We start from the raw sequence: 12,711 nt of genomic DNA, 5'->3' as shown, positions 1-12,711 counted from the left end.
AAGAAGCATGGACGACTCTCAATGAGTTTATTTCGCTATGGTTTAGACTATGTTCAAATGGCGATTCAGCGTTTAATTGGTTTTGGGAAAAAAGAAGAGTTTAAGGAAATTTTGGCAATTTTAAGAAAGCAGAATCCTGATAGGATAAGGGTTCTGTGAAATTTGTCGTGTACAGAGAAGAATGTTAAAGAACTGAACCGAGTGTCTGCATGGATTAAAGGACAGATGCAGCGTTTTGGCATTCCCTGTCAGTTTCAGGTCTATGTAGTTAATAGCCTAAGCTATCGAAATGTCATTTGCCATTTAAATGCTCAGGCCAAAACCAAAATGGTCATGGGCACGCATTATGATGTCTTTAGTGATCGATATGGTGCTGACAATAATGCCTCGGGAGTGGCAGGTTTACTGGAAACCGCAAGATTATTGGCCTTGCAAAAATCCAAGCTCAAACATGAGATCGAATTTGCTTTTTATACCTTGGAAGAGCCGCCTTTTTTCAAGACAGAGCATATGGGCAGCTATATTCATGCCAAGTCGCTCAAGAAAAAAAAGCAGAAGCTGAAAGGTGTGGTGATTCTGGATTCAATTGGCTATTTTGATGAAAATCTGGTGCAGACTTATCCGGTGGGGTTGAAATGGATTTATCCAGATCATGGGAACTTTATTGCCGCGATTGGTCATTTGACCTCGACTGGCATGACCGGAGATTATTGTACTGCCATGCAAAGTCTTAACCGTCTGGAATGTCAACGTTTTATCAGTCCAACTTTTGCTCAGGATATGAATTTTTCTGGTTATCTGAATTATGCCAAATTCAATTATTCGACCATGTTAATTACCGATACGGCGCATTATCGTAACCCTTATTATAATACTGAGCTGGACACCTTGGATAAACTGGATCTGAAAAAGATGACCTATGTGATTGATGGGCTGGTAGAGATGGCCTTGCAACCTTAATCAATTTCTTTACACAATAAAAAACCCTGCCGGAGCAGGGTTTTGGCAAATCAGCTCATCTTAATGACGCGCTGCTTTCGCTTCTTCTTTGGTTTTCACAATTGGTGCTTTAACCAAGGCTTTTGGCAAAGAGGTCAGTGCCAGCGGTAAAATCTCATCAATCGATTTTACGGCTTTAATTTCTAGACCTTCTTTGACATTTTCTGGAATTTCCGCCAAATCACGTACGTTTTCCTGTGGAATGAAGACCAGCTTGATGCCACCACGATGGGCTGCAAGAAGTTTCTCTTTCAAACCGCCAATACGTAATGCACGACCACCCAGACTGGTTTCACCTGTCATCGCGATATCCGGACGAATCGGAATCCCGGTAAATGCAGATACCAATGCAGTGGTCAATGCCAAACCTGCGGATGGACCATCTTTCGGTGTCGCACCTTCCGGTAAATGCACGTGCACATCGGTTTCTTCAAAGCGGGACGCTTCGATGCCAAGCTCATCTGCACGGGTACGCACCACAGTCATGGCAGCGGTAATTGATTCTTTCATGACATCGCCAAGAGAACCGGTAGTAATGAACTTACCTTTACCTGGAACGGCTGCAACCTCAATGGTCAGCAATTCGCCACCCACCGAAGTCCAAGCCAGACCATTGACACGGCCGATTTGTGCTTCTTCTTCCGCCATACCATAGTCAAATTTATGTGCGCCCAAGTAATCTGGAAGATTGCCTGCTGTCACTTCAATCTGAAGGTTTTTGGCTTTTTTGCTCACCGCTTCTTTGACCACTTTACGTGCAATTTTGGATACTTCACGCTCAAGGCTACGTACACCGGCTTCACGGGTATAACGGCGCACGATGTCACGAATCGCTTCTTCATGCACAGTTAACTCTTTAGCACGCAGCCCATTATTTTTAATGGCTTTTGGTACCAGATAACGATCTGCAATATTGACTTTTTCTTCTTCGGTATAACCCGGAAGACGAATCACTTCCATACGATCCAGCAAGGCTTCAGGAATGTTCATGCTGTTTGCGGTACAGATAAACATTACTTCAGACAGATCTAGATCCAGATCCAGGTAGTGATCACTGAACTTGTTGTTCTGTGATGGATCGAGGACTTCGAGCATCGCAGACGCCGGATCACCACGGTAATCTTGCGCCATCTTGTCGATTTCATCGAGCAAGAACAACGGATTTTTCACGCCAACTTTAGTCAATGACTGCACGATTTTACCTGGCATCGCACCGATATAGGTACGACGATGACCACGAATCTCGGCTTCGTCACGTACACCACCCAGCGCCATACGTACAAATTCACGACCAGTTGCTTTGGCAATCGACTCACCCAGTGAGGTTTTACCAACACCCGGAGGGCCGACTAAACACAGAATCGGGCCACGCAATTTTTTCACACGTGACTGAACCGCAAGATATTCCACAATACGATCTTTGACATCGTCCAGACCATAGTGGTCTGCATCCAGAATTTCCTGTGCTTTGTTCAGGTTAATGCTGACTTTGCTGGCTTTATTCCACGGTGTATCCAGAATCACTTCCAGATAGTTGCGTACCACAGCAGCTTCACTTGAAGCAGGCTGCATCGCTTTGAGTTTACGGAATTCAGCTTCTGCTTTTTTACGTACATGCTCAGGCAAATCAGCTTCAGCAAGACGTTTTTCAATTTCAGCGACATCATCTTCCGCGCCGCCGTTCATATCAGAAAGCTCGCGCTGAATGACTTTCATTTTTTCATTCAGGAAGTATTCGCGCTGGTTCTTTTCCATCTGACGTTTAACAGAGTCATGCAGGGTTTGCTCAATCTGCTGTTCTTCAGATTGTTGCAATAGATAAGTCATCAGCTCAGTTAAATGCGCTTCGAATTCATCATGTTCCAGGAATTTTTGTTTGACATCAATATTCAATGGAACACGGGTCGCCACGAAGAATAATAACTGTAACAGGTCTTCAATTTTGTTGGCTGCGGTGATCAGTTCACGCGCATTACGAAGTTTCGCTTCTGCATATTGAGCAAAAAGCGCACGTAATTCTTGTAAGCGCACGGCTTGAGTGTCTTCATCCACCGTAACGGTCATTGGGCTGAGTTCATGTTCTGCTGTCAGATACTCATTTTCGTCAATGATGGTTTTCAGTTTGGCACGGTGCAGTCCTTCAATCAGGACTTTGATACAGTTTTCATCATTTTCGTGATTCACAACTTGCACAATCTTCGCGACAGTACCGTATTGATATAAATTGTCGTGATCAATTTCTTCTGTAAGCGAATCTTTTTGCGCAACTACAAATACTAGATTGTCACTGTTACGAGCCACATCAACTGCATTGATCGATTTTTCACGACCGACAAACAGCGCAATTTGCATATGCGGATAAACCACCACATCACGCAGCGCCAAAAGGGGTAGTACACTTGGAACCTGAGGCTCTAAGGTTTCTTGATTCATAATAATTTCAGACATGAGCACTCCTAATGAGTGACAACGGTGTTGCCATGTTTTAATAGTGATGGGTAATTTAAAAAATACAAGGGGCGTTAAGATTAAATTGTATGAAAAATGACTAATTATGTGATTTTAAAGTAGTTCACAACAGGGAAATTGAGAAATTAGCGTTTGAAAGCTAAAAAAACTGTCGGGGTAATAAGAGCATCCAAGGGTTGGTCCCATTTTTCCCGTTTTAAGGACTGGCTAAGCAGTTGAAAGTCATGCGCCAGTCCCAGACGGAATGGAAGCCCGGGCGCAGAAGCCAGGGTTCGATCATAAAAACCGCCACCCATCCCAATGCGTGTCCCTGAATGATCACAGGCCAGCAGCGGCATGATCAATAAATCCAGCTTAGAAACATGAGTACCACGTGTCGTCATGGGCTCCCGCATTCCCAGCCGATGATAGGCAAAGCGCTTGTTGCGATATTGATGCTGGCTGATTCGGATCCAGACCAGCTGTTGATTCATGTCGCAAATCGCAGGCAGATAGACCTGTTTGCCCAGTTTAAAGCAGCGTTCAATAATGGTGTGGGTATGAATCTCACCAAAAGCATGCAGATAAATGCCGATGTGCTTGGCATGAATAAATTGCGGGCTACGTATAAGGCGATTTAAAACTTTTTGTGCAGCTTGCCTTTGCTCAAATTTAGAAAGATGACGACGTGTTTTACGCAGGTATCTTCTTAATTCTTGAATGGTCATAGGGCAAAAGCAGATCTGACAAAAGTGTGCTCTAGTCTAAGTGGGAATTCGGGAAAAGTAAAAAATAATTGTGATCTTGATTCTCATATGACGAGGTAGCAACTTGGTTAAGTTCAGCAAATTTCATAATGAATCTCATCTCTAAAAACTTGATTAAAATTGGTCAATTAAAGGCATTGAATTATTGGCTGCTTAAAATGTCATAATTTTTTTATTTTCTGTGAAGCATGCGTTTTTAAGTCATCATTTTGATGATCATGAAACAGATTTTGATTAATAAAGGTACAAATCTAAAATCGATTTTTTGTGTTTTTGAGTGAATTATAGATAAGGGATCAGATCTCTGATTAACCCAATAGATCTAACACATTGTGCCTAGGCAGAGCGCGTAAGACCTAAATCAATGGAGATTGAACATGATGAATATTGCGAAGAACACCATCTGCCTCTGGTATGATAACGACGCTGAAGCTGCTGCACGATTTTATGCCGAGACATTTCCTGACTCCTCAATTGGCGCGATCAACCTTGCACCCGGAGACTATCCTTCTGGAAAAGAAGGCGATGTCATCACCGTTGACTTTAGGGTGCTGGGTATTAGCTGCATTGGACTAAATGGTGGCCCGGCATTCCAGCATAACGAAGCATTCTCATTTCAGGTGGCAACTGAAGATCAGGAAGAAACCGACCGATACTGGAATGCAATTGTTGGCAATGGCGGTCAGGAAAGCGAGTGTGGCTGGTGTAAAGACAAGTGGGGCATTTCCTGGCAGATTACGCCAATTGTGCTTATTCAGGCAGTGACCAGTTCTGACCGTGCCGCCGCCAAACGTGCCTTTGATGCAATGATGACCATGAAGAAAATTGACATCTCCGCGATTGAAGCGGCATTTCGTGGTTGAGAGCCACGGATCTTATCTTTCATTCCAGTGGATCTGGCTGTGTAGCACAATCTTACCCAGCTGTTTGGAGGACTTCCCTTAATTGTTTTTTGAAGTATTTCAGACGAATATCCGACTCTCTTATTCATAGATTCTCTAGGTTTAGGATCATTCAGGTCTGATTTGCACGTAGAAGCTCATCAAAAGATGGGCTTTTATTTTGAACAGTATATGAAACCTTAAAACGGAGCTGTGCTTGGATGAACTACAACAATCCCTGAGTCGAATGACTGATCAGAATTCTTTTAGCTCTTGTGCATCATGCTGCTACGACAAAAAAACAAATCTACTTCAAAACTGATAACCAATTCATAACCAGAAAAAACATCAAGCCACTAGTGGCATCTCTAATTGTTTTTTAAAGTAAGTCGATGACGATAAAAAATAACAAGAGATAAAAATGCCTATTCAGCCGGTTCACTTTTTTTTGCCTGGTGCAGGCTTGGCACTTCTGCTGGCGATGACGGCTTGTACTATGCCATCCAAGTCGCCAATTGCTGACAGTTATGGTTCCCAGCCACAGTTACCCAAACCAAAATCCAGCTTGCTGCCTACAGTCAATATTGCACCTGCCAAAGGTTGGCCTGAGGGCAAAATGCCCACTCCGGCTACAGGTTTAAAAGTTCAGGCATTTGCCAAAGGGTTGCAGCATCCGCGCTGGATCTATGTATTGCCAAATGGTGATGTGCTGGTGGCCGAAACCGATGCACCACCTAAGCCTGATGATAGCAAAGGAATTAAAGGCAAAATCATGAAATGGGTAATGCAGCGAGCCGGCTCATCGCATCCGAGTGCTAACCGCATTAGTCTGCTTCGTGACAATAATGGTGATGGAGTCGCTGAACAAAAAACTGTATTTTTACAGAATCTCAACTCTCCATTTGGCATGGTGCTGGTCGGCAATATGTTGTATGTGGCCAATACTGATGCCCTGATGCGCTTTCCTTATCAAGCAGGTGCTACTCAAATTACTGCAACCGGCACCAAAGTACTGGATTTACCGGCGGGTCGTTTAAACCATCACTGGACCAAAAATGTCATTGCCAATCCTACGGGCAGCAAACTCTATATTACGGTAGGTTCCAACAGTAACGTAGCTGAAAATGGCTTGGATCAAGAAGAAGGTCGGGCACTGATCATGGAATTTGACCTGGCCAATACTCAAGCACGACCTTTTGCAACCGGACTTCGTAATCCGAATGGTATGGACTGGCAACCACAGAGTGGCAAACTCTGGACGGTAGTCAATGAGCGTGATGAGCTCGGCAATGATCTGGTTCCAGATTATCTCACCTCGGTTAAAGACGGTGCTTTTTATGGCTGGCCCTATAGTTATTATGGCCAACATGTAGATACACGGGTCAAGCCGCAAAACCCTGCACGGGTGGCACGGGCAATTCCACCAGACTATGCTTTGGGTAATCATACAGCATCATTGGGCTTAAGTTTTTATACAGCAGATCTAATGCCTCATTATCGAAATGGTGCACTGATTGGCCAGCATGGCTCATGGAACCGCAAACCGCATAGTGGCTATAAAGTGATTTTTGTTCCCTTTCAAAATGGCCAGCCTTTCGGTCAGCCTCAAGATGTCTTAACCGGATTTTTAAGCGAGCAGGGCAAAGCATTTGGGCGCCCTGTTGGTGTAACCGTAGATTCTGCAGGCGCTATTTTAGTGGCTGATGATGTCGGTGACGTGATTTGGCGGGTATCACCCTTGAATACGGCTGCCAAGTAGCAATCAGTTTTCACCTAAACAGCCCAAAGATGAGGGGTTTCAGTCGAGTGAAAAGCTGCTGGGCAGCGCGAGTGAAAGCAAGGTCTTTTTCATAAAAACGTCAAGACGATAATTGAAAATATAAGTTCGCCAAGCTGATTTAAAATAATTTTTAAGCTGCATTTAAGCTAACTGAATTAGGCTTTTGAGATGTTTTTTAGAATGATACAGCATGCATATTTTTTTTGATAACACTAAAAAGAGCGAACACAGAGTCCAGTAAAAACTGGATATTAAAATTGCAAACACGAACACAAGAGGGTATTTAAAATGAAGTTGATGATTGCCTTTATTTTCCCCTGGTCATTATTTATGACCATTCACAAACCGGTTGAAGCAACAATATGTCTCATGCTGCAGATTTCAATTTTAGGCTGGATTCCTGCCGCAATCTGGGCCATGTTTATTTTAGATCGAGATCAAATAACTTGAAAATTCAATGTGTATTTAAAAGAAAGTTAAAGCGATTTTCTTGTTAAGCATTTTATAGGCCTACCAGATAATGGCATGAATAAAATGAACTTTGAAAAATGACCGAGATAAATACTGAAATATAGAACTGAGAGAAAATTTAGAAAGGATTTTAAGAGAATTATAAGTATATTTTAAGCAAAAAACTAAAGTACTCCGAAGATGCCGCTGCATGTCGTTACCCTGAACCCGATGAGTTCAAGGTGGACGCGACGCATACTTGCTGGGTTTCCTGCACGAAGGCAGGCATACACTCTAAATATGCAGAACGCATCCGGAGATATAAGTATCGGCAGGGATATAGACCCGCTGGCGAACACCTCAGAGATAAGTTAATTATAAACGATAATGTCGGTGTGGCAACTCTATGCTGTTCATGAACTGTAAACAGTTCAGCCAAATGGCCGAAGTTTAAACAGAATATGAGATTATTCTGTTAGTTCCTCAACTTCTTCTAAAATGGTTTGTAACAAACGCTCGCAATGCGCATATTGTTGAAGTGATCTGTTCATGTTCAAGACTTCCTGCATCAGCTCAAGTGCCACCATGATAATCAGCTTGCTGGGTTCCATGCGTGGTGCTTTACGACGAAATTCATCGTATTTATCATTCAATAACTGTGCCGCGCGCTCTAATTCTTCCTGCTTGTCAGGAGTAGAGGCCAAACGGAAACTATGCCCCAATACTCTGAGATCAATTGCAATTTGTTCACTCATGATGAGGCTTCCTCAGTTACTTCAGTCGGATGGGCCAGTTGTTGGATTTCTTGTGCATGATGATCCTGCGCAGTGCCGAGAATTGCCAGACGTTGAATAATCGCCTCAACTTTGGCTTTGGCATTTTCATTTTTCTGGGTTAAACGCTCAGATTCCTGATTGAGGCGCTGAATTTCCTGTTGGGCTTGACGCTGTTCGATCAGCATCTTTTCCTTCAAAACCCGCAGTTCATTTCGTTCAGCCAGAATTTCCTGAAAACGGTTTTTCAGATCGGTACAGCTTTTTTCCAGACGGCCATAACGGTCTGCCAGTGCAGTTGCATCATTATTGAGCAGTTGAAACTGGGCACGAGAATCTGTCAGCTGTTCGGTCAGGTGTTCATTTTCTTGTTGTTTTTGCGCAATCACGCTGTTCTTTTGTTCAATTTGCTGTTGATGTTGCACCATGGAAGAGTCTTGCTCTTCGCGCAAACTGGAATTCTCACTTTCAAGCCGTGCGAGTCGCGTTTTTAACACGCCAATCTGCACTTGTAGACGCTGTAATTCTTCTAACATATCGAGGTCGCACAGTGTTGCAAACAGAGGTAATATATAAGCAGTATAGAGATTGGATAAACGAATGCAAGACGATATTTCAGGTTGGACCGAATGGCACCGCAATTTTTCTTCAATTGAGGAAATTTCTAGCCCGAGTGAACTGCATGGTTTGCTGACCGGGATTGTTTGTGTCACCCAGGCACCGAGCAGTGAAGAATGGTTACAGATTTTAGAAACACTGGATGTGCCTGAACTGGATGCCGAAGCATTAGAACTGTTGACTGGCGAAGCTGAAGATGTTTTCCATGCATTGTCTGAAGATGAACTGGATTATTTACCTTTGCTTCCAGATGATGAGCATGTGCTCTCAGAACGTGTGCAGGCATTGGCGGACTGGTGCGCAGGCGTGGTGTTAGGTTTTGGTCTGGCTTCTGGTCATATTCGTCAGGACGAAGTAGAACTGATTGAACATTTACAAGATGTTGCAGCGGTTGAATTTGAAGACTCAGACGATGATGCCGAAGGTGAAGAAAGCTATCAGGAATTGTATGAATTTGTGCGCCTGATTCCAGTGAGCCTGTCTTTGGGACGTAAGAAAGTGGAGGTTGAGGAAACGCCACTCTTGCAGCAATTGACACAAAAAGTGCAGCCTCAGGTTTCTGCTACAGAGGCGCAAAGCGTGGTCGAAATTTTCTCGCCTAAACGTCCAAGCTAACTAAATAGTTAGCTATGTCATCACACTGCTTGAAATCAGGCATATATTTTGCTGTTTCATTAGAATATATGTTCTGTTTTCAAGAGAAAATTTCAATAAAAGCATGAATTGACAAGAAGTAAGGTGTAATGAAGAAATTAACACAAGCTGATTTTCAGGAACGTCGCAGTATTCTCGCAGGGGAAATTGGTTTACGCAGTATTGCGATTATCGCGACCAGTCCGGTGGCGATGCGTAACCGTGATGCAGATTATAAATACCGTGCAGACAGTAGTTTCTTCTATTTAACCGGATTTTCAGAACCTGAAGCTGTGGCTGTGATTGAAACCTTTGACACTGAAGAAGAAGGCTATAGCTATAGTTTATTCTGCCGGGAACGTAACCGGGAAATGGAAATCTGGAATGGCTATCGTGCAGGGATTGATGGGGCGATGCAGGATTATGATGCAGATGAAGCCTATCCGATTGATCTGCTAGATGAAGGAATTCTGGAAAAATTACAAAATAAAGACCAGTTATTTTATCGCATTGGCCACAACGCGGATTTTGATGCACGTGTAGCGAAATGGATTGCGACTGCAAGTGGTGAAAGCCGGCGTGGTACGTCTGCACCTGCTCAAGTGATTCAGCTGGATCGTATTATTGACGAAATGCGTCTGCATAAAGATGACAATGAAATTGAACTGATGCAAATTGCTTCAGATATTTCGGCAGATGCACATACTCAAGCGATGCGAGCAGTACGTCCGGGCATGATGGAATATGCACTCGAAGCCGAGCTGAATTATATTTTCGGCAAGAATGGCGGTGTTCCGGCCTATAACAGTATTGTCGGTGGCGGTGAAAATGCCTGCATCCTGCACTACGTAGAAAATGATAAAGCGCTGAAAGATGGTGATTTGGTGTTGATTGATGCCGCGGCTGAATATCAGCTTTATGCTTCAGATATTACCCGTACCTTTCCAGTGAATGGTAAATTCAGTCCGGAACAGAAAGCCTTGTATAACGTGGTACTGGATGCCCAAATCGCTGCGATCAATGCCGTGCAAATTGGCAACTCCTATAAAGAACCGCACAATGTTGCTGTGCGCATCCTGGTGCAAGGTCTGCTTGATCTTGGCTTGATGCAAGGTGATATCGACGACATTATAGAAAAAGAAGCTTTCCGCCAGTTCTACATGCATGGCACGGGTCACTGGCTTGGTATGGATGTGCATGATGTTGGCGCGTATAAGGTCGATGGTGAATGGCGTCCGTATGAAGAAGGCATGGTGGTCACCGTTGAGCCGGGTGTATATATTGCACCTGATGATGAAACTGTGGATGCAAAATGGCGTGGCATTGGCATCCGGATTGAAGATGATGTCGTGGCCACTGCAAATGGCCCGTTGGTGTTAACCGCGAAAGTCGTGAAAACGGTAGAAGACATTGAAGCATTAATGGCGAAAGCACAGGCTACTTAATTTTAGAGACATGAAAAGCCGATCCTTAGATCGGCTTTTTTTATGACTGCTCTAATAGATTTGAAGCCAGATCTTTTGAGAGATTGCGCAACGATAGTAAAAAAGATTTCAATTACATTTATCACGAACAAGTCAAATAAAACTCACCCAGTTAAAATTTGCAGCTTAAAAATTGACAGGAATTCAACACAGAAAATCGGTTTTTAGCATCAAAGCTACATATTAAATGCGCTTTGCTTCTCATACTTTCTCTGATCCTTAAATAAACTTAAAGAACAGCAGGAGAAGACTTATGAGACTAAATACGATTGACTGATTGCTTACGCTTTAACAATTATTGGTGGCATCAATTGGGGTTTAATTGGTGCATTCGACTTTAATTTGGTTGCTGCAATCTTTGGTGATATGACTGCGCTTTCTCGAATTGTTTATGTACTGGTTGGTTTGTCGGCATTGTACCTGATCTATACCGGTACGAAATTAGGAAAAACAGTGCATCACACTGAGCCGCATAGCCGAGTGGTGCGTTAATACGCCAACGATTAATCTATATGACTTACATCCCTACAAGGTTGATTTTAAATAATTAAAATTCGGCTTGAGTGGATGGAATAGTTATCAATAAAACGGAGCTGAGGCTCCGTTTTTATTATGGTGATTTGAGCTAGATGACTGGCTGACAGAGACGGCATTTTGGGTGTTTGGATAGCTATAAAATAGCGGAGTTATGAGGAAAAAACGTCCATAAACAAATGATTTTTTTACCTCCAAGCTGTAGATCTTAGTTCTCCTTAAAAGCTAAGCGACGATTTAAAAAAATAAATGTTGTGCCAATTTTAGTCATACAAAACTATAAATTTAGCTGAAAGTTACAGTTCTTATCTAAAATTTAAGTCTGCATTATTTACTATCATTCTGATTCATTGCATGATCTGAATGAGTCGAAAAATTAATCTTTAAAACTACAAAAGCATATATCTGAATATCTTTGATTCTGAGTAAATAGCCCATGCTCTTAAACGCTCTACCGGTATTTAATCGAAATGTCGCGACTTTAATTGGTCTTTCTGCGGTCATCTTCTGGAGTACGAATGTTGGCTTAATTCGTAGTGTCAGTGAGAGTTTTGGAGCGGTCGCAGGTGCTGCCCTGATTTACAGTGTGGCATCCATTATTTTATTTTTTACCATCGGTCTACCCAAGCTTTCTACTATTCCAAAGCCTTATTTATGGTGGGGAAGTCTTTTATTTGTTGCTTATGAATTATGTTTTGCCCTTTCTATTGGTTATGCTCAAAATAGTCGGCAAGCCATTGAAGTAGGGATGATTAATTATCTATGGCCGACTTTTACCTTATTATTTGCAATCATTTTTAACAACGTTAAAGCCAATCTCTTAATTCTTCCTGGTTGCCTATTGGCCTTGGTTGGAATTTGTTGGGTTTTAGGCGGAGATACCGGCTTTGATCTCTTACAAATATGGAGCAATTTGAAAGCTAATCCTCTTAGTTATGGTTTAGCTTTTGCTGCAGCGGTTTTGTGGGCTGCATATTGTTCCGTGACCGTAAAAACTTCTCAAGGTAAAAACTTGGTCACGATATTCTTTGCCCTTGCTGCGGTTGTGCTCTGGATCAAATATTTCCTGATGAATGGAGCAGCGCTTAATTTTACTTATGATAATACCGTCACTTTGATTATGGCAGCCGGAGCTTTAGGTTTGGGATATGGTGCCTGGAATATTGGAATTATTTCTGGAAACATGACATTAATGGCGGGTGCTTCCTATTTTACTCCGGTGTTATCTGCTTTATTTGCAGCATTATTGCTGAGTACGTCTTTGTCTTTTGGTTTTTGGCAGGGTGTGGCAATGGTTACGGCTGGAGCAATTCTGTGCTGGTTGGCCACCCGGAAACAATAAAC

The 12,711-nt window shown here is 42.8% G+C and carries 10 protein-coding genes, 1 other RNA gene and 3 pseudogenes; 9 read left to right on the top strand and 5 right to left on the bottom strand.

All coding sequences use genetic code 11. From position 1 onward, the window contains the following. A pseudogene (locus tag FTU82_RS01810) lies at positions 1-159 on the top strand (IS4 family transposase); the annotation flags it as partial. An 18-nt stretch (positions 160-177) separates the two neighbouring features. Then, positions 178-960 (top strand): annotated as a pseudogene (locus FTU82_RS01805) (M28 family peptidase); the annotation flags it as partial. A 60-nt stretch (positions 961-1,020) separates the two neighbouring features. Here FTU82_RS01805 and lon read toward each other — a convergent pair. Together lon and FTU82_RS01795 are read right to left on the bottom strand one after the other, a co-directional pair. Further along, the gene (gene lon / locus FTU82_RS01800; protein WP_180085187.1) at positions 1,021-3,447 is read right to left on the bottom strand and encodes an endopeptidase La; all 2,427 of its coding nucleotides are present in this window, start codon (positions 3,445-3,447) and stop codon (positions 1,021-1,023) included. 146 nt (positions 3,448-3,593) lie between these two features. Then, positions 3,594-4,175 (bottom strand): 5-formyltetrahydrofolate cyclo-ligase, encoded by a 582-nt coding sequence (locus FTU82_RS01795; protein WP_005171883.1) that lies wholly within the window; start codon positions 4,173-4,175, stop codon positions 3,594-3,596. 419 nt (positions 4,176-4,594) lie between these two features. Here FTU82_RS01795 and FTU82_RS01790 point away from each other — a divergent pair, with 419 nt between their 5' ends. The 3 genes from FTU82_RS01790 (at position 4,595) to FTU82_RS01780 (ending at position 7,325) form a co-directional block, all read left to right on the top strand. Further along, on the top strand, positions 4,595-5,077 hold the full coding sequence (locus tag FTU82_RS01790; RefSeq protein ID WP_171063357.1) for a VOC family protein: 483 nt from the start codon (positions 4,595-4,597) through the stop codon (positions 5,075-5,077). Positions 5,078-5,576: 499 nt separating this feature from the next. Beyond that, positions 5,577-6,854: a sorbosone dehydrogenase family protein gene (locus FTU82_RS01785; protein ID WP_227523622.1), complete on the top strand. Its 1,278-nt coding sequence runs from the start codon at positions 5,577-5,579 to the stop codon at positions 6,852-6,854. Positions 6,855-7,163: 309 nt separating this feature from the next. Further along, entirely contained in the window at positions 7,164-7,325 is a 162-nt protein-coding gene (locus tag FTU82_RS01780; protein ID WP_005096350.1) for a YqaE/Pmp3 family membrane protein, read from the top strand. Positions 7,326-7,514: 189 nt separating this feature from the next. Here FTU82_RS01780 and ssrS read toward each other — a convergent pair. The 3 genes from ssrS to FTU82_RS01765 all read right to left on the bottom strand — a co-directional run bounded on the left by ssrS (position 7,515) and on the right by FTU82_RS01765 (position 8,634). Further along, positions 7,515-7,695, bottom strand: a non-coding RNA gene (gene ssrS, locus FTU82_RS01775) — 6S RNA. A 97-nt stretch (positions 7,696-7,792) separates the two neighbouring features. Next, positions 7,793-8,080: a cell division protein ZapA gene (locus tag FTU82_RS01770; RefSeq protein ID WP_004279505.1), complete on the bottom strand. Its 288-nt coding sequence runs from the start codon at positions 8,078-8,080 to the stop codon at positions 7,793-7,795. Continuing rightward, a complete protein-coding gene (locus FTU82_RS01765; RefSeq protein ID WP_005096351.1) occupies positions 8,077-8,634 on the bottom strand; it encodes a hypothetical protein in 558 nt (185 codons plus the stop codon). Before FTU82_RS01765 ends, FTU82_RS01770 begins: the two co-directional genes overlap by 4 nt. A gap of 64 nt (positions 8,635-8,698) precedes the next feature. On the opposite strand from FTU82_RS01765, the gene FTU82_RS01760 reads away from it, so the two are divergent. The 4 genes and pseudogenes from FTU82_RS01760 to yddG all read left to right on the top strand — a co-directional run bounded on the left by FTU82_RS01760 (position 8,699) and on the right by yddG (position 12,709). Beyond that, positions 8,699-9,331, top strand: a complete 633-nt coding sequence (locus tag FTU82_RS01760) for a UPF0149 family protein (protein ID WP_005096352.1) — start codon at positions 8,699-8,701, stop codon at positions 9,329-9,331. Positions 9,332-9,459: 128 nt separating this feature from the next. After that, a complete protein-coding gene (gene pepP, locus FTU82_RS01755; protein ID WP_180100980.1) occupies positions 9,460-10,794 on the top strand; it encodes a Xaa-Pro aminopeptidase in 1,335 nt (444 codons plus the stop codon). Between the two features lie 292 nt (positions 10,795-11,086). After that, positions 11,087-11,325 (top strand): annotated as a pseudogene (locus tag FTU82_RS01750) (DUF378 domain-containing protein). Positions 11,326-11,803: 478 nt separating this feature from the next. After that, on the top strand, positions 11,804-12,709 hold the full coding sequence (yddG, locus tag FTU82_RS01745; protein ID WP_074383056.1) for an aromatic amino acid DMT transporter YddG: 906 nt from the start codon (positions 11,804-11,806) through the stop codon (positions 12,707-12,709). Positions 12,710-12,711 lie beyond the last annotated feature (2 nt).

The sequence above is a fragment of the Acinetobacter sp. YH12151 genome, assembly GCF_013418355.1.
Taxonomy (GTDB): Bacteria; Pseudomonadota; Gammaproteobacteria; order Pseudomonadales; family Moraxellaceae; genus Acinetobacter; species Acinetobacter pseudolwoffii.
The sequence above is the reverse complement of the archived record's forward strand: the minus strand, read 5'-3'. Positions and strand labels throughout refer to the sequence as shown.

What these genes read in the sequence shown, in the direction of transcription:
- lon (WP_180085187.1), bottom strand. Translation starts at nt 3,447, where the DNA reads ATGTCTGAAATTATTATGAATCAAGAAACCTTAGAGCCTCAGGTTCCA.
- FTU82_RS01795 (WP_005171883.1), bottom strand. Translation starts at nt 4,175, where the DNA reads ATGACCATTCAAGAATTAAGAAGATACCTGCGTAAAACACGTCGTCAT.
- FTU82_RS01790 (WP_171063357.1), top strand. Translation starts at nt 4,595, where the DNA reads ATGAATATTGCGAAGAACACCATCTGCCTCTGGTATGATAACGACGCT.
- FTU82_RS01785 (WP_227523622.1), top strand. Translation starts at nt 5,577, where the DNA reads ATGACGGCTTGTACTATGCCATCCAAGTCGCCAATTGCTGACAGTTAT.
- FTU82_RS01780 (WP_005096350.1), top strand. Translation starts at nt 7,164, where the DNA reads ATGAAGTTGATGATTGCCTTTATTTTCCCCTGGTCATTATTTATGACC.
- FTU82_RS01770 (WP_004279505.1), bottom strand. Translation starts at nt 8,080, where the DNA reads ATGAGTGAACAAATTGCAATTGATCTCAGAGTATTGGGGCATAGTTTC.
- FTU82_RS01765 (WP_005096351.1), bottom strand. Translation starts at nt 8,634, where the DNA reads ATGTTAGAAGAATTACAGCGTCTACAAGTGCAGATTGGCGTGTTAAAA.
- FTU82_RS01760 (WP_005096352.1), top strand. Translation starts at nt 8,699, where the DNA reads ATGCAAGACGATATTTCAGGTTGGACCGAATGGCACCGCAATTTTTCT.
- pepP (WP_180100980.1), top strand. Translation starts at nt 9,460, where the DNA reads ATGAAGAAATTAACACAAGCTGATTTTCAGGAACGTCGCAGTATTCTC.
- yddG (WP_074383056.1), top strand. Translation starts at nt 11,804, where the DNA reads ATGCTCTTAAACGCTCTACCGGTATTTAATCGAAATGTCGCGACTTTA.